At 71.1% G+C, this 17199-nt stretch carries 13 protein-coding genes; 5 read left to right on the top strand and 8 right to left on the bottom strand.

The window, feature by feature from the left end:
* Positions 1 to 134: 134 nt before the first annotated feature.
* Entirely contained in the window at positions 135 to 1721 is a 1587-nt protein-coding gene (locus NE857_RS18390) for an acyl-CoA synthetase (protein WP_254416897.1), read from the bottom strand.
* 160 nt (positions 1722 to 1881) lie between these two features.
* Here NE857_RS18390 and NE857_RS18385 point away from each other — a divergent pair, with 160 nt between their 5' ends.
* From NE857_RS18385 to NE857_RS18375, 3 genes are read left to right on the top strand one after another with little or no spacing between them, the layout of a single operon-like run.
* Positions 1882 to 3135 carry an acyl-CoA dehydrogenase family protein gene (locus tag NE857_RS18385; RefSeq protein ID WP_254416896.1) on the top strand — a complete coding sequence of 418 codons (1254 nt, stop codon included), beginning with the start codon at positions 1882 to 1884 and terminating at the stop codon, positions 3133 to 3135.
* 43 nt (positions 3136 to 3178) lie between these two features.
* Positions 3179 to 4327, top strand: coding sequence for an acyl-CoA dehydrogenase family protein (locus NE857_RS18380; RefSeq protein WP_254416895.1), 1149 nt, complete (start codon positions 3179 to 3181; stop codon positions 4325 to 4327).
* A complete protein-coding gene (locus NE857_RS18375; protein ID WP_254416894.1) occupies positions 4324 to 5205 on the top strand; it encodes a crotonase/enoyl-CoA hydratase family protein in 882 nt (293 codons plus the stop codon). Before NE857_RS18380 ends, NE857_RS18375 begins: the two co-directional genes overlap by 4 nt.
* 39 nt (positions 5206 to 5244) lie before the next feature.
* Here the strand turns inward: NE857_RS18375 and NE857_RS18370 are convergent, their stop codons facing one another.
* A complete protein-coding gene (locus NE857_RS18370; RefSeq protein ID WP_254416893.1) occupies positions 5245 to 5871 on the bottom strand; it encodes a VOC family protein in 627 nt (208 codons plus the stop codon).
* Positions 5872 to 6027: 156 nt separating this feature from the next.
* Between NE857_RS18370 and NE857_RS18365 the strand changes: the two genes are divergently transcribed.
* Positions 6028 to 7476, top strand: a complete 1449-nt coding sequence (locus tag NE857_RS18365) for an outer membrane protein assembly factor BamB family protein (protein ID WP_254416892.1) — start codon at positions 6028 to 6030, stop codon at positions 7474 to 7476.
* A gap of 66 nt (positions 7477 to 7542) precedes the next feature.
* Here NE857_RS18365 and NE857_RS18360 read toward each other — a convergent pair whose 3' ends face one another.
* From NE857_RS18360 to NE857_RS18350, 3 genes are all read right to left on the bottom strand, one after another.
* A complete protein-coding gene (locus NE857_RS18360) occupies positions 7543 to 9906 on the bottom strand; it encodes a hypothetical protein (RefSeq protein ID WP_254416891.1) in 2364 nt (787 codons plus the stop codon).
* 159 nt (positions 9907 to 10065) lie between these two features.
* Positions 10066 to 10263, bottom strand: a complete 198-nt coding sequence (locus NE857_RS18355) for an imine reductase family protein (protein WP_344013660.1) — start codon at positions 10261 to 10263, stop codon at positions 10066 to 10068.
* A 247-nt stretch (positions 10264 to 10510) separates the two neighbouring features.
* Positions 10511 to 11902, bottom strand: coding sequence for an alpha/beta hydrolase domain-containing protein (locus NE857_RS18350; protein WP_254416889.1), 1392 nt, complete (start codon positions 11900 to 11902; stop codon positions 10511 to 10513).
* Between the two features lie 201 nt (positions 11903 to 12103).
* On the opposite strand from NE857_RS18350, the gene NE857_RS18345 reads away from it, so the two are divergent.
* Complete coding sequence (locus NE857_RS18345; protein ID WP_254416888.1) at positions 12104 to 13516, top strand: YncE family protein; 1413 nt, start codon at positions 12104 to 12106, stop codon at positions 13514 to 13516.
* Here NE857_RS18345 and NE857_RS18340 read toward each other — a convergent pair.
* From NE857_RS18340 to NE857_RS18330, 3 genes are all read right to left on the bottom strand, one after another.
* A complete protein-coding gene (locus tag NE857_RS18340) occupies positions 13486 to 15861 on the bottom strand; it encodes a hypothetical protein (protein WP_254416887.1) in 2376 nt (791 codons plus the stop codon). The two genes, NE857_RS18345 and NE857_RS18340, sit on opposite strands and share 31 nt — an antisense overlap.
* A gap of 101 nt (positions 15862 to 15962) precedes the next feature.
* The gene (locus tag NE857_RS18335; protein ID WP_254416886.1) at positions 15963 to 16172 is read right to left on the bottom strand and encodes a hypothetical protein; all 210 of its coding nucleotides are present in this window, start codon (positions 16170 to 16172) and stop codon (positions 15963 to 15965) included.
* Between the two features lie 341 nt (positions 16173 to 16513).
* Positions 16514 to 17038, bottom strand: coding sequence for a pyridoxamine 5'-phosphate oxidase family protein (locus NE857_RS18330; RefSeq protein WP_254416885.1), 525 nt, complete (start codon positions 17036 to 17038; stop codon positions 16514 to 16516).
* Between the last annotated feature and the right edge of the window lie 161 nt (positions 17039 to 17199).

The raw sequence follows: 17199 nt of genomic DNA, 5'->3' as shown, positions 1-17199 counted from the left end.
GCCGGCTCCCACCGCATGGGGCCCGACATTACGCCGCGGGCCGGGGCGACGGCAGGGCTTTCAGGGCGAAGGAGTGGTTTCTTGGGTGGGGTGGCAGGCAGGTGCGCGGCCGGTCGCAAGAACGGCGTGCTGTGTCACCGAGGCGCGGCGTCAGGCTTGACATACCGCCTGCGCAGCTGGTGTTTGAGCAGCTTGCCGCTGGGGGTCCGGGGGAGTTCGTCGACGAAGTCGAAGGAGCGCGGCACCTTGTACCCGGCGATGCGCTCGCGCAGGTGCGCCTGGAGCTCGTCGGCGAGCTCGTCGTCGCCGACCACCCCGTCCGGGGTCTGCACGACCGCCTTGACGGACTCGCCCATCTCCGGGTCGGGCACCCCGATCACCGCCACGTCCAGCACCCGCGGGTGCAGGGCCAGCGACCCCTCGATCTCCTGGGGATAGATGTTCACCCCGCCGGAGATGACCATGAAGTCCGTGCGGTCGGTGAGGAACAGGTAGCCGTCCTCGTCCAGGTAGCCCATGTCCCCGGTGGTGGTCCAGTTCGGGCGGTCCGGATGCTGGGCACGGGCGGTCTTGGCGGGATCGTTGTGGTAGCTGAACGTGGCTTCGTCACGGGCGAAGTAGACGATGCCGACCTTCCCCGCAGACAGTTCCGCACCCAGCTCGTCGCACACGTGCACGGTGCCGAGCAGCGCCCGGCCCACCGAGCCGGGCCGCTCCAGCCATTCCTGGGAGCCGATGAAGGTCAGCCCGTTGGCCTCGGTCGAGGAGTAGTACTCGTTGACCACCGGCCCCCACCAGTCGATCATCGCCCGCTTGACGTCCACCGGGCAGGGCGCGGCCGCGTGCACGGCGAACCGCTGACTGGACAGGTCGTACCGCTCGCGCACCTGAGGGTCCAGCTTGAGCATGCGCACGAACATGGTGGGCACCCACTGGCTGTGCGTGACGCGGTACCGCTCGATCGCGGCCAGCGCCCCCTCGGCGTCGAAGCGCTCCATGAGCACGACCGTGCCGCCCAGGGAGTGCACCGCCTCGGCGAAGCGCAGCGGCGCCGCGTGGTAGATCGGCGCGGGGGACAGGTACACGGTGTCCCGGTCGAAGTCGTTCAGGGCGACGATGCTGGCCACCATCGTGGGGATCTCGTCCACGGCCACGCCGGGGAGTTCCTTGTGTATCCCCTTGGGCCGCCCGGTGGTCCCGGAGGAGTACAGCATGTCGGTGCCGCGCGGCAGGTCCGGCAGAGGCTTGTCGGAGGCCTCGGCCAGGGCCGCGGCGTAGGGGGTGTAGGCCTCGGGCAGGTCCCTGTCCGGGCGGCCACCGTCCGGTCGGCCGGGGCCTGACCGGACGCCGTAGGCCAGCCGGACGGCCACCCCGGGGACGCCCAGCCGTTCGACCAGGTCCTTCAGCCGGGCGGAGACCACCAGGGCCTTGGCCCCGCAGTCGTCGACGATGTAGCTGATCTCGTCCGGGGTGAGGTGCCGGTTCACGGCGGTGATGTGCAGACCCGAGCGCAGGGCCGCCCAGTGCACCTCGAAGGCGCGCAGGGTGTTGTCCGTCAGCAGGGCCAGGTGGTCGTCGGGGCGCAGCCCCTGGTCGTGCAGGTAGCGCGCCAGGCGCCGTGAGTTGTCGGCCAGGGTCGCGTAGGTGAGGACCTCACCGGTCTCGGCCTGAACCGCGGCCGGCTTGGCGGGGGAGTGGACAGCATGGACGCCTGGGTGCATGCGGGCTCCTCAGCGCGCGAGTTCTGGGCACGGACAGTAGGACGTGGTTCGGTTGACCGTCAAGGCCCTTGATGGGGCAGCGGTCGTTGGATAGCTTCTGGGCCAGGCGTCGACCCTGATTGGCGCTGGCGCGAACCTGCGACGACGATGGGCGGACGTGATGGGCGAACCAGCGGCCAGGCCTTCCGAAACCAGTACCGAGGAGACACCGGAGCGGTTCGGCGCCCGGGCCGGAGACTGGCTCGCCGAGCACCTCCCCGAAGGGATCGAGTTCGAGCCCCGCACCCCGCAGGAGGAGCTCGCGCACTCCCGCTCCTTCCAGGCCGCCCTCTACGACGCCGGGTTCGCCGGGGTCACCTGGCCCGTCGAGTACGGCGGACGCGGACTGGGCCAGGTTCACCAGCAGGCCTTCAACGACGCGGTCCGGGACTTCTCCCCGCCGGTCGGGCCGTTCATCGTGGGCCTGGGCATGTGCGGCCCCACCCTCGCCGACCTGGGCACCGAGGCGCAGAAACAGCGCTACCTGCGCCCCCTGCTGCGCGGTGAGGAGATCTGGTGCCAGCTCTTCTCCGAACCCGGCGCGGGCTCGGACGTGGCCAGCCTGCAGAGCCGGGCGGTCCGCGACGGTGACGGCTGGGTCCTGGACGGCCAGAAGGTGTGGACCACCGGCGCCCACGTCTCCGACTTCGGCGCGATCCTGGTGCGCACCGACCCCGGCGTGCCCAAACACCAGGGGCTCACCATGTTCGTCCTGGACATGCGCGCCCCGGGGGTGACCGTGCGCCCGCTGCGCGACATGACCGGGCGGTCCGTGTTCAACGAGGTCTTCCTGGACGGGGTGCGCCTACCCGCCGACAGCGTTATCGGCGAGGTCGGCCAGGGGTGGGCGGCGGCCGTGACCATGCTCGGCCACGAACGGGTCTTCATCGGCGGCATGGCCTCCCGCCGCTCCGACGCGCTCTCCTTCACCGCCCTGGCCGGGCTCGCCGCCGAACGCGGGACCGACCGGGACCCGGTGGTGCGTGAACGCCTCGCCCGCCTGTACGCACAGCAGCGCGCACTGAGCCTGTTCACCCGCCGGATGCGCCAGGAGGCGGACACGGGACGCCCGCCCGGCGCACGGGGTTCGGTCGCCAAGCTGGTGGGGGCGCTCAACGACGCCCTGGCCGTGGAGATCTCCGGAGACGTCACCGGACCCACCGCCCTGGCCTGGGACGGAGTTGACACGGGCGCGACCGACCGCGCCCTGGCGGTCAACGGCGCCCCCTCCTCCTCGATCGCCGGGGGCACCAACGAGATCCAGCGCAACATCATCGGCGAACGCGTCCTGGGGCTGCCCAAGGAACCCTCCGTCGACCGCGGCGTGCCCTTCCGTGAACTGCGGGTCGGCACCCAGAAGCCCGGCACCGAGTAGCCCGAACCCGACCCGCGTGATCCGACCAGACTCCGGAGCCCCCATGCAGTTGGTCCTCGAACCCGAACAGGAAGACCTGCGCGCCGCGGTGCGCGCCTTCGCCCGCGAGGAGTCCCCCAACACCCTGCTCAGCAGGGTGGCCGACGGCGACCGCGCCCCCGTACCCGGTCTGTGGCGCGGCCTGGCCGACCGGCTCGACCTCCTGGGACTGACCGTGCCCGAGGCCCACGGTGGCTCCGGTGCCGGACAAGTGGAACGCGCCGTGGCCCTGGAGGAACTCGGCCGCGCCCTGGTTCCGGTCCCGTACCTGTCCTGCGCGGCGCTGGCGGTCGACACCCTCACCACCCTGGCCGACGAGCGGGCCGGCACCGAACTCCTGCCCGCCATCGCCGCCGCAAACCTGCTCGTGGCCGTCGCCGTCACCGAGAACGGCCGCTGGGACACCGAAGGACTCGCCACCCGCGCCGAACCCGGCGGGGACGGCGAGGGCTGGGAACTGACCGGGCGCAAGGAGACGGTCCTGGACGGGGCCGAGGCCGACGTCCTCCTGGTTCTGGCCGCCGCCCCCGACGGGCCCGGCTTCTTCCAGGTCGACCGCGACGCCCGCGGACTCACCCGCACCCCGCTGGAACCGCTCGACCCCACCCGACCCTTCGCCCGGATCGGCCTCGACACCACCCCGGCCCGCCGCCTGAACACTCCGGACGCCCGAGCCGCCCTGGCCCGGATCCGGGATCTCGCCTCGGTGGCGGTGGCCGCCGAGGCCCTTGGTGTCCTGGCCCACTCCCTGGAGACCGCGGTCGAGTACGCCAAGGTCCGGGTCCAGTTCGGCCGCTACATCGGCTCCTACCAGGCCGTCAAACACCTGTGCGTGGACTCCCACGTGGACCTGGAACTGTCCGAGTCCGTCCTGCGGTACGCCGCCTGGGCAGCCGACCACGCCCCCGACGAACTCCCGGTGGCCGCCGCCCACGCCCGGCTCGCCGTGCCCGGAGCGGCCTTCCGCACCGCCGCCCGCACCATTGAGGTGCTCGGCGGGGTCGGCTTCACCTGGGAACACGACGCCCACCTGTACTACAAACGGGCCAAAGCCCTGGATCTCCTGCTCGGCGACCCCGCCGACGCCGCGCGCGTCCTCGCCGACCGAATCATGCCGAGTACCGCTTCTGAGGTTTCCGAGGTGACCCGGTGAGCGACCGCGAGATCCGCTACGAGGTGGCCGACGGCATCGCCACCATCACCCTGAACCGCCCCGAGAAGCTCAACGCGCTCACCGCCGCCATGGGCCGACAACTCCGCGAGGCCTTCGACACCACCGACGCCGACGACGCGGTCCGGGCCGTCGTGCTGACCGGTGCCGGTCGCGCGTTCTGCGCCGGGGCCGATCTGGGCCGGGGCGCCAGCACGTTCGACGCCGACTCCGCGGGCCACCCGGGTTCGGCCCCCGACGCCGAGACCGTGGACGGGGTGCCCCGCGACGGCGGCGGGGTGCTCGCGCTGCGCGTGGCGGCCTCGCTCAAACCGGTGATCGTCGCGGTCAACGGCCCCGCCGTAGGGCTGGGCGCCACCATGACCCTGCCCGCGGACATCCGGATCGCGGCGGACAGCGCCCGGTTCGGTTTCGTGTTCACCCGCCGGGGGCTGGTGCCCGAGGCGGCCTCCAGCTGGTTCCTGCCCCGGATCGTCGGCATCTCCCAGGCGATGGAGTGGGTGGCCACCGGCCGGGTCTTCAACGCCCAGGAGGCCCTCACCGGCGGGCTGGTCTCCCGGGTCGAACCCGCTGACGGGCTGCTGGACGCCGCCTACGGCATCGCCCGCGAGATCGTCGAGAACACCTCCGCGGTGTCGGTGGCGCTCTCCCGCCGCATGCTGTGGTCGATGCTGGGCGCGGACGGCCCCTGGGACGCGCACCGGATGGACTCCCGGGCGATCTACCGCCTGGGCGGGGGTGACGAGGCGGCCGAGGGCGTGCTGTCCTTCCTGGAGAAGCGCCCGCCCCGCTTCCCCGGCCGCGTCGACGAGTACCACGACGTCCTGCCCGACTGGCCGCAGCGCCCCGAGGACGACTGAGCGCGGACCGGACTCCGTTGTCCGGCGCCGCCTGCCCTGTCAGGGACGGTCGTCCTTCCGGGCGGCTTCCCAGACGAACCCGTCCGGGTCGGTGAAGTCCGCGGTGTCGTTTCCGACGGTGAGCCGGTGCGATCCGCTGCCCTCGGGGGAGACCCCCGCGACCTTGGCCAGGCCACGGCGCTTGTAGAGCGCCAGCTTCACCGGGCCGGACCCGGCCTCGAACTGGACGTACTTGCCGCCGAAGCTGTTGGCCACGACCAGGCCCTGTTCGACGTAGAACTTCTTGCTCGCGGTCACGTCGGTGACGCCCAGTTGGAGGATGAGGTCGTCGATCCGCCTGGTGGCCGGGTCGGTGTCCTTCTTCGACGAGGAGGCGACCGTGCAGACGGTCCCGTCCGGGGCGCGCACGGATCCGCCGTAGCCCCACAGCGACTTCGCGACCGGGTTCAGCTCCGTCGCTCCGGCTTCGAGGGCGGAGCCGACGAGGGAGTCGACGGTGGAAGGCTGTGACACCACGAGCGAGAGCGTGAACCCGCGGAACCCGGAGGTCGGCGATTGGCCGGTCCGCGCACCCACCTCGGTGCTCAGACCGAAGGCGTCGGAGTAGAAACGGAGCGCTGCCTCAGGGTCGGCTGCGTCGATGATCACGGTGTTGATCGAGGTCATGGCAGTAACGCTAACTCCGGGCCGCTCCGGGGCGCTTCTCGATTCCTGACCGGTTCGGGTCCTTGCCCCGTTACCCGTGCGCCCCGGCCGGTGACCTCTCGCTACGATGCGCGCATGCCTTCCGCGTCCCCTTTCTCCGTTTTTCGAACTCCTTCCGTGCTCGGGCTCGTCTGCCTGCTCGCGCTCTCGGCCTGTTCCGCCGGTGAGGAGGACGACAGCGGCCCCGCTCCTTCCGTGATCAGCCCGGCGACCCTGGTCACCTGCGAGGATCGCGGAGACTGCGGCGAGCCGGGTTCGGTGCGCTGGTCGATCCCGCTGACGGACGATTACCAGATGACCCGCTCCCAGGAAGAGGCTTCGCGGATCGCCCCGGCTGGCCAGTGGTTGGACCACCAGGCGCCCGACCCCGGTGGGGTCGTCGACGACAACGGGATCCTGTACCACCACCGCGACACTCTGGTGACGGCGATCGACACCGTCGGCGGCACGGAGCTGTGGACGGAGGAGTTGGACCACCCGGTCGACCGCGTGCGGATGGTCGGGCAGACCCTGGTCGTGCGGACTCTCGCCCCGGGGGAGAGGGGCAACGGACGGATCCATCTGTTCCTCCCGGACGGGGACGGGGCGCGGTCGTTGGAGACGGACCTGCCCGAGGACGTGTCACTGGGCTGGCGGATGGCGGTCAACGACACCCACCTGGTGGTCTGGGACGAGATCTTCTGGGGTATCGAGGAGGACGTCGCCCGCGTCTTCCTGATCGACGCCGCCACCGGGGCGGTGGAGTGGGAGCACACCGGACGCGTGGGGTTGGACAACCACAATCTCGCTGAAGACAACACGGTGTACCTGCGACAGCCCGCGCCGGAGACCGACGACGAACCCCTCAGCGTCATCGGGATGGTCGGCGGCGAGGAAGTCACCGAGTTCGACCTTCCGGAAGAGGTGGGCCGGTCCTCCTACCAGCTCTGGGCGACCGACACCGGGGAACTGCTGTTCAACACCGGTCGGTGCACGCTGGGGGAGGCCGACTGCGCGGACCGTCGGATCACCGCCGTGGACGCCGACACCGGACGCACGATGTGGAGTGAGGAGCGGGCCGGGGCGATCGTGTCCATGACCGAGGACGGCTCCACCACCCGCCTGCACATCGAAACCGGAAACGACTACCGGACCCTGGACGCCCGTACCGGCGAGGTCCTGGCCGAGGGCGTGGAAGCGGCCCAGGAGACCGAGGCGCTGCTGGGCTCGTTCGGTGTCAGCCGCCCGCACCCGAGGACGGTGCTCCCGTCCGAACTGCGCTCGCTGGACGAGGAGAGCCTTGAGGAACTGGAGGAAGAGGAGGTCGAGGAGATGGCGGCCCGCCTGGCACAGGAGCTCGACATGATCCCCGCCGAGCTCCACGGGCCGGGCATGGAAGAGATCCCCCTCGAAGGCCTGGCCGCGGGGATCCGACGCCTGACCACCTATCTCGCCGAGGACGGGAGGGTGGTCGGGGTCTTCGTCGGCTGCGCTCCCGGCGGGGTCCGGCCCTCGTCCTGGGACTCGGCCAGCCCCGAGGCGGTATGTGCCGAACCCCGCCTGTTCGCCGTCGACTACGGGGTTTGAGCCCTGGCGGCGGCCCGGCAGGGCGCTTCGGGGCGTCCTGCCGGGCTCTGGTGAGCCGGGGCGGGCCTACGGCACCGGTGGGCCAGTCGCCCTGTGCTCCGATCCGGCATCCGGGGCTGTGTCGTCCGCACCGCAGCGGGGCGCCAGGCAGCGCACGTACTCGGTGGTGGCCCTGAAGGTGCGGGAGTTCCAACTGGCATCAGTGCCCTGCCCCCACACCACGTGAGGACGGTCCGCCTCGTCCAGGGTCAGCGCGGTCAGCCCGGGCTCGTCCTCGAAACCGCGCAGCGGCATGGTGGTGGTCTCGACGCAACCCGCGTCCAGGCAGGAGAGCAGAACCAACTGCTCGGCACTCATATCGAAGGTCGCCAGCTGCGGGTTGCCGTGGGAGTCCACCGCGAGCCCCGGCACAGGGCGTGCCCAGCCGGGGCCGGTGACCGCACGGTCGGTGAACTCCGCACAGGCCGCGTCGTGGCAGTCCACCACGTGCGCCGCCCCGCCCTGGGCGGCCCGGTAGGCCACCACCGGGGTACCGTCGGGCCGGTACTCGACCCGGGCACCGAAACGGGGAGCCAAGTAGCCTTCGTACTCGGTCACGACCGAGCCCGGGACTACCTCGGTGACCTCTGGTCGGGCGCACTCGGCGTCCGGGCAGTGCACCAGGTTGAGACCGCCGTGGTTGCCGTCGTAGGCCGTGACCGCGAAGCCGTCTTCCGGGGAGACCGCCACGTCCAGGAACATCCCGTTCCTGAGGAACGCGCCCACACTGACACCCTCGGGCTCAGCCACGGTGCTCGGGTCCGTGCAGGCGGTGTCCGCGCACACCTGCACACTCAGCCCACCCTGGTCAGCCAGGTCGAACCGCCGGGCCTTGGAGTTGTCCGACCGCACATAGGAGACGATGACCAGCCCCTCACCCAGCGGGGCGATCGCGGAGTAGGTCTCGTAGTGGTCGCCGCCGAAGGGGCGGACCTGGGCAGGGTCGTCGACCTCCTCGATGCACTTCTCGAGAGTGAGGGAACCGCATTCGCGTAGGTACAGCCCGGAGTCATCGTGCGGGTCGTAGGAGTCCTCCCCCTCCCGGTCCTCGTGGCGGTACTCACGCCAGCTGGTCACGAGGAGACCGGCGTCGGTTTCCACGAGCGCACCGCCACGACCCAGCCTGCCGTGTTCGACGGTGGCGCAGTCGGGGTCGCACAGGATCAGCTGGTTGGTCCACTGGGCAGCCGAGATCCGTACATCGTCGCCGACAGCCTCCATGGTCGGGGTGACCTCGTCATCGCTGATCCCCTCCACCGGGCTGGTGAGGATCTGGGTGGTGCCGGAGACCCACAGAGCCAGCGGGGCGACGGCCACCGGCAGCAGGACCGCCAGGGCCAGCAGCGGAACCGCCACCAGGGCGGGCCCGCCCGGAGCGGGTCCCGGCGCCGGTTCGGGGATGGCTTCGGAAACGGCTGCGCGGAAGGACTCAGCCCGGGGAATCTGCCGGTCCGCCGCGACCAGGTCGAGGTTCCTGGTGGAGCCTTCGTGCAGGACCACCGGCGCGCTCACCAGCAGCGGCCACAGCGGGGCCAGCAGGACGGCGACCAGCGCGGTGGCGGCCATGGTCAGAAGCGGGTCCACGCTCTGGACCGCCGCCAAGGCACCCAGGTACTCCAGCCCTTGGCGCACCAGGTAGCCGCTACCGAAGGCCAAGACCACGAACAGCAGGAATTTCAGGCGCCGGAACCGGCCCATCTGCCAGGAGACGGCCAGCGCACGGAGGGGCCGGTGCCCCTCCAGGAGGATGACCGGCAGCGCCACCACCAGCACGGGAAGCGTGTAGAGGACGAGTGGCAGCAGCACAACCACCGTCAGCCCGACGGGGGCTTCCACGACGAACAGGGACGTGAACAGCAGGCCGAGGACGAGGGCGATCCACACCAGCAGGAGCAGCAGCCAGCCCAGGGTGCTCAGGTGACGGCGCAGCGCCTGCCGCCAGGCGTCCCGCACGGTGACACGGCGCCCCAACATGGCGCCGCCGCCCAGCAGGACCGCTCCGCCCAGGGCGATCGGGGTGAGAGCCAGAGCGACGACGAGGGTCGCTCCCAGGAAGACCCACAGGCCGGTGCCGGGGCTGTTGAGCGGTTCCACCGCGCCGTTGACCACCACCGGATGCAGGGCGGGCCACACCGACGCCAGCTCCGTCATCAGCACCACGGGCACGGCGGGGACCGAAAGGACGACGAGCAGCGGCCACAACCGGCGCAGGTAGGTGGCCCCCACGGCCCGCAGCGCGGTGAGGACACCCATGGTCAACCGCAGATCCGCGGGGGCCTCGGTTCCGATGTTCCCGGGATCGACCGCAGGCGGGTTCTCAGCGGCTCTCGGCCCCTCCGCGTTGCCCGTGTCCTCGGCGTCTTCCGAGTCCGGTCCGCTGTCCGGCGTCATGCTGTCCCTTCCGATCCGGCGTGTGGTGCCAGGGAAGGTTACTGACGACTGGCCTGACTCCTCGTACCGGGGTACTCACCCCCGTTCGCCCAGGAGCTCGATCAGACTGGAGAACCCCTGGTCCCCGTGGCCGTCGGCGACGCGCTTGGCCATGAGCTCCTACACCTCACGCATCCGTACCGTGTCCACGCCCTGCGACTTCCGGTGGTCGACCAGGTCTCCCATCAGCGCGGACTGCACGGACAGCGGACCCAGGTCCGGCGGGTACTCGCCGTCCCGGACGGCCTCGCCGATGGCCTTCAGCAGGGGTGGGTACATGGCTACGGTCTCGGCGGAAACGTGGGGGGACCAGCGCACCCGGGACCGCCCGGGGCCGAGCAGTGCCGGGGAGCGGCATCAGCTGTCACTTCTGGACACCGACCAGGAACAGCTCCTGCGCTCCGTCCCTGTTCGCGATCGCATGAACGCACGCGGATGCTGATGGATGGTCGGGTGGGCCACCGACTGCCTGGAGCAGACCGAACGGCCGGTGCCCCTGTCACCCGCTCGGCTGACAGGGACACCGTGGGGGAGCAGGCTCTCCGCCGAGGGCTCGTGCGGGTCCCTACTCGGAACCGCGGAGGCGGGCGGCCTCCTGCCGGTTCTGCGCGGAGTCCGCGGCGGTGACATAACCCGCGGACACGTTCTTCCGCTCAGCCCGCACCACCTGGGACACGTAGTCACCGTGGCCCCGGTACTGCTCGGCGAGCTGCTCCTCGCTGAACGGCACATGGGTGCCGAACAGCACGCAGAACTCGTTCCCCGGGGAAGCAGGCAGGTTCGTGCCGGTGTTCAGGGCCCGGGGCGCCTCCACCTGGGACGGACGAATACCGCCAAGGGCGAAACCGTCGCCGTCACGCGCCACCCCGCCGCCCGGGGTCCGCTCGATCGGTTCCGCGGTCGGCGGCGGGGTCCCGTCGGCAGCCCAGGTGCGCAGGTGGTCGTAGGAGGCGTTGAGGACCTGGTACAGGGGAGCGCGGCTGAACGGCGGTTCCGCGCAGTCGTACTCGCCCTGCCCGCCGAAGTCGCGGATCTCCGCCTCGCGCCGGGCGGCCCGGCCGTCCCAACCGGAGTGCGCGGTCCCGGCGACCTCCCACACCCGCACGTCGTCGCCGTCATCCTGGACCGGGAACAGCGTCACGTCGGTCTCCGACATCACCTGGAAGACCGGCTCCGGACGTTCGCCCGCGGGCGCGGCGCCCACGATGAAGCCGTACCCGTCGTAGACCGGCTCGATATGGGGAAGGATCTCCTCGTAGTAGACGGTCATCCGCCCTGCCGACTGGGACGCGCCGATCGCCAGGACCTCGTCGAACTCGATCCCGCCCGCGATCCCCGTCTCCGGGGAGCGCAGGGCCTGCGCGGCCTGGGAGAAGACGTCGTAGGACAGCTGGTCGTCGCTGACGGTGCCGTTGTCGGTCACATCCAGACCGCCGTAGCGCGCGGGGCTCCACCCGGTCAGGTGGGACACGCCCACGTACTGGGCGGACACCCCCACCCAGGTGTAGCCCGAACGCATGATGTGCTCGGCGCTGGGACCCCACAGCGCGTCCAGGTCATTGCCCGCGGTGACGTTCTGCCACTCCACCAGCGCGGCCCCGTTGGAACCGCCCGGGTCGGCCGGCCGACGTACCAGGACCCGGGTCCGGTAGGGGTGCTCGGAGACGACCGCGCCGTCGGAGTACTGGTGGCCGGTACCGGAGACGACGAACTCCTCCTCCACGTACCCGTGGGCGTCGAGGTCCTCGGTCGTGGCGAAGAAGGGATAGGTGTCCTCGATCCTGTCGGCGTCGCGGTCCCCGGGAACACCACCCGGCAGAGGGCCTTCCACCTGGGGGACGGGGACGGGTACCAGGGGTCGGTCGGGTGCGGGGGAGGCCGACGCCGTCGACGCGAGCAACGCGGCGCTGACGCCGAGGGCGGCGACCGTTCCCAGTCGGGACGCGAGTACAGCCACGGCAGTGCCTTTCGTGGGGGCCGGTAGGGGCGGGGCCGGAGTGATCACTGGCGGCCACGCGAACGTAAACCCTGCGGTGGGCTCCCACAACGGGGGTTGCGTCGTCCGGGGCCCGGACTGGTCGTTTTCCTGATGCCCGGGCGGGCGCACCGGCCCCGCCCCTGGAACGGGCCCGAGGGCTCGGGTCGCTACGATGCGCGCATGCCTTCCGCGCCCCCTTCCCCCGCGTTTCTCGCCGGTTCGCGAACCCTCCCCGTGTTCGGGTTGGCCTGCGTGCTCGGGCTCACCGCGTGTTCCGGGTGGGCGGAGGAGAGTGACCCGGCGGCCCTGGAACCCACCGCGATCAGCCCGGACGCGCTGGTCACCTGCGCGGAGGCCGGGGACTGCGGTGAGGCGGGCTCGGTGCGCTGGTCGCTGCCGCTGGAGGGCGACTACGTGATGTACACCTATGGCGATGAGGCGGCCGCGCTGCTCGATGAGGACCAGGCGGTTGTCGGCGCGTACCCCTACCCCGGGGCCCTCGCCCACGACGGAGTCCTCTACCACTTCGAACACGAGCGGGTCAGAGCGGTCGACCTGGACACCTTCGATCTGCTGTGGACCGAGGAGGTCGACCCCGACCAGGCCAAGCAGGTGCGGATGCTCCAACCGGTGGGGGACCGGTTGCTCATGCTCGCCCAGCACAACCGCGGGCGCGAGGATCTGGTCTACATCCTGGACCCCGGCGCGGACGGCCTGGAGTGGGAGGCCCTCGACTTCGCTGCGGACACCGGCTGGAACCGGGAACTCCCGGCCAACGACACCCATGTCCTGGTCCCCGAGGAAGGCGATGCCAGGGTCCACCACTACATCGACACAGCCAGCGGGGAGGTGGAGTGGTCGGCCGAACTCCCGGGGCGGATCGATCCCACCGCTCTTGTCGGCGACACCGCCTTCACGCTGGAGAGAGGGGACGAGGATGACGGCGAACCCGACCTGATCCGGCGGATCGACCTGACCGACGGCCGGGTGGTGGGCGAAATCCCGGTCCCCGAGGGCCTGTACCCCGCAGGAAGGCCCACCCTGGTGGCCAGCCCTGACGGCGACATCCTGATGGGGACCCGGGGCGCCCTGGACACCGGGACCGGGGAGCTCCTCTGGACGCATCCGGAGGGGCGTCTGGCTGAGGAGGCCTCCCTGGACGGGGCGGGCCGGTTCGACGAGGACGACCCGGCCCTGTTGCACGTCCAGGACGGTGGGGACGCCTGGGTGTTGGAGGCGCGCACCGGTGAACTCGTGAAGGACGACGCCCCTGATCCGCGGCCGGAGGCCTTTGAGAGCCAAGAGGTCTGGAACTCGGACGGATTCGACCTGTCCGGTTCCGACCGGTACCTGGCCCCGATCCGGGCGCTCGGTCCCGGGATCGAGGACGCCCTGATCATCGAGTTCGGTGCGGGCGCCCGCCACCTGACCAACTACCGCACCGAAGACGGGGCCTACGTCGGGGTCTACCAGGCCTGTGCCCCCGACGGAATGCGCTCGACGGGCTGGGACAGAGCGACCGTCTACCGCGACTGTGTCGCACCCCGCCTGTTCGCCGTCGACTACGGGGTGACGGGCTCCGAACCGCAGTAGGGTTCCGTGCAACCCAGGTACAGGAGCTCGGCCAAGGGCCCGCCGAAGACCGTCTCCGCGGTGTGCTCGCCCCACGCCATGTGCGGACGGTCATGGGGGTCGAACGCCAGGGCCGTGGACACGGGCTCGCCCTCGAACCCCACCAGCCCTCTGCTCACCGTTTCCCCGCACCCCCGGTCCACGCAGGAGAGCAGGACCAGGCGGTTCTCCTCCATGTCCGTGGTCAGCAGGTGGGGGCGGTCCAGCGAGTCGACCGCCAGCCCCGGAACCGGCCGGGCCCAGCTGGGTCCGGTCACGGCGGTGTCGGTGAACTCCGAGCACACGGCGTCGTGGCAGCTCACCAACCGAGCCTGACCGCTGAGGGGGTCACGGTAGGCGACCACCGGCGTGCCGTCGGATCGGTATTCGATCCGAGCGCCCGCCTTCAACCTTCGTGGGCTCTCGTTCCTGAGCCGGAACCGGTCGCCGACCAGCTCGGTCACCTCTGGCTCCGCACAGTCAGCGTCGGCACAGGTCACCAGGGACAACGAGCCGAAGTCGAGGTCCATCGCCGCCACCCCGAACCCGCCTTCGGGGGCTCCGGCCACGTCCAGGTGGGCCCGGCCGAGGTCGAAACCGTCCCCGACCAGTTCCGGTGGCACGTCGAGTACGCGCGGGTCCGCGCAGCCGGTCTCCTCGCACACGTGCACACGCAGGCCCCCGGTGTCACCGCCGACCACCTCGTCGGGGGCCAGGCGGTCGTCGTTGCGGACGTACGAGGCCACGACCACTCCGCCCCCGGCTATGGGAGCCACCGCGGAGGCGAGAGCGGCCGTGTGGCCGTCGAAGGGCCGCAGGAGCACGGGGTCGGTGTCGTCCCCGCACTCCGAGGCCTGATCACACGCGTACAGGTAGAGCCCGGACTCCGGGTGCGGGGCGTGGCGGTCTTCGCCGGATTCCACTCCGTGCTCGAACTTCACCCACTGCGTCCGCAGCGGTCGGCCGCCCTCGACCGAGAATCCGTTTCCGGCGTCCCAGGTGTCGTGCTGGAGCTCCACCGTGCAGTCGGGGTCGCAGTTGGTGAATTCGACGCCGTCGATATGGGCTCTGCCGATCAGTGCCGCTCCGTCCGTGATGCTGATGCTGACCAGACTGCCGTTACCGGCCACCGTCTCCGACTGGCTCGCGGTCATCTCGGCGAGCCCGAAGGGGTTGGCGGCGACCGTCGCCGGGCCGACCAGCGGGGGTGCGAACAGGGCCACGAGCAACACTGACACGGTGATCCACCGTCGATCGCGGCCCCGGGGCGCCTCGGAGCGCTCCTGAGGGACATCCGAGGCGGGAGCGCCGGTGCTGGAGGAGATCGCGGACAGCTGCCGGTCGACCCGACTCAGATCCAGGTCGTCGGCGGATCGGAGCCCTCCGAAGTTCGTCCCGGAGCAGACCACGGGGGCACGGAGCAGCAGCACGGGGGCACAGAGCAGCAGCAGGGCCAGCGGCGCCACCAACGTCGCCGACGTCGCGGTGAGGGCCACCGTCAGCAGACCGTTCTCGGGCAGCTCGGCCCAGCGCAGCAGTGACCGTTGCAGCGCGGTGTTGAACAGCACGGTGGCGCTGTAGGAGGCGGCGACGAACAGGAAGTGCGGCCACCGGCGCTCACGACCGATGCGCCAGGCCGCCGCCAACCCGCGGAAGGGCCCGTGCCCCTCCAACAGTGCGGCCGGGAGCATCACCGAGAACGGGGTGAGCAGGTACAGCAGCGGCGGCAGGACCACCAGGCCGATCAGGGGCAGCGGCCACCCCAGAAGGACCAGCCACAGCGAGGCCGCCAGAGCCACGACCACCAGACCGAAAAGCATCAGTGCCCAGGTCAGGGTGGTGAAGTAGCGGCGCAGCGCTCCCCGCCAGGCGCCCCGGACGGTGATCCTTCGCCCCAGGAGCGCCCCGCCGCCGAGCAGGACCGACCCGCCGAGGGGGATCGGCCCGACCAGCACGGCCAGCACCAACACGGTTCCGAGCACGACCAGAGAGGGCGTCCCCAGCGTTTCGGCGGTGCTCTGCAGCACGCCGTTGAGGTAGGCACCCTCGCGCGCGGGCAGCACCACGGAGATCTGGGCGAGCAGTACCAGGGGTACGACCGGCAGGCCCGCCACGAGCAACAGCGGCCACAGGTTCCGCGCGTACACCTCGAACACCCGCTTGCGCAGGTCCGAGGCATAGTCCTGGAGCGAAAGATCCGTGGGGGCGGCGTCCGAGGGCTCCGCAGCGGCCCCTCCGGCCCCGGGGCTCCCGTCCGGATGGTCGGCGTCCGGCTTCTCCTGAACGTCACCGTCGTGGTCCGGTCTGTCGTCCGGCTCGCCCATCATCTCCCCTTGCGCCCTCTGAAACCGTGCTGAGTCGCGTGTGTCGGCAGACTACTGGGGCCCTGGGCCCGCCCACCGAGCCCAGGGTGAGGAAGGAGCTCGGGTTACTCGGAGGGTTCGGGGATGGGCGGGCACACCACGGTCGGGTTGACGCCCATGTAGTTCAGGGGGCCGACGAAGATGGTCACCACGGTGCTGCCCAAGCTCGAGCAGGAGGCCTCGGAGGTACTGAAGTAGCCGCGTTGGACGGCGGCTGCGACGCCGATGGCCAACCAGACGAGGACGAGTACCGACAGGGTGATACTGGTGCGCACTGCTGCCTCCTGGGGGTGGGGCGGATGCGGGCGGCGGGTTTGCGGGGGCCGTCGGTCCGCTTCGGCCCGACCTGGTTCGGCCGGGGCCCTGTACACCTCCTACCCCAGGCTTCCCGCCCTCACCCGGCTTCGGCCCGCAAGGTGCTGGGCAGGCGCGGTGCATGAGGGTGGTGGGGACTGGCGGGTCCACGCCATTGTGGCCGGACGCGCTCGAAGGGTGGGGGCCGCCTCCGGCCACCGAGGTATGGCGCAGAGCGCTGCCAAGCCGTTCCGGTGCAGGTGAAGGCATCCTGCCAGGCCACGGTTCTCTCCGTCCGCCCGCGGCCTGACCCCAGGGACGCTCAGGCCTGCGTGTCGAACCGCCACCGGGTAGGGCCGTGGCCCACGTCGTCGGCGGGGAAGGCGTAGACGACCTCGGGGGTGATCCCGTACACCGCGTAGGGCGGGGGCCCTGCGGTCGGGGCTCCCGCCGGTCCGGTGATCAGCCCGCCCTCGGTGACCGGCGCCCAGCCGTAGACCGCCGGGTAGACCCCGGCCACCTCCTCGACCAGGTTCTCGTCCTGGACCCGGGCCACCCGGCCCTCGACCACCACGTCCAGGCTGCCTGTGGTCACCGCCAGGCTCACCCGCGGTGAGTCGGCCAGCAGTCGGGCCTTGCCGGTGCCGTCCCCACAGGCGAAGTACGGCTGGCCACCTACCCACACCGCCAGCAGCGGCCGGGTGTGTACGGCCCCTCCGTCCCGGGGCACGGACAGCCAGTACGTACCGGCCGCCTCACTCAGGTGGGGGAGCATCTCTGCCCAGACGCCGGGGGAGTCATCGGTCAGGGCCTCGGCCCGAGGGCGCAGGGAGTTCTGGGACGCCATTGCGTGCCTTCCATCGTGGTCACCTGTGGTGGCCGTCACCCTATCCCGGGGTGCCGACATTCCGCGGGCACCCGACCGCACGGCCCCGAACGTCCAACGAAACAAGCATTTCATGACTTGGCGTATTGTTCCGGGCCGTTCGGGACGGTAGGAACGTCGAA

The organism is Nocardiopsis exhalans (genome assembly GCF_024134545.1).
Lineage (GTDB): Bacteria > Actinomycetota > Actinomycetes > Streptosporangiales > Streptosporangiaceae > Nocardiopsis > Nocardiopsis exhalans.
This window is presented reverse-complemented; position numbering and strand designations above follow the sequence as displayed.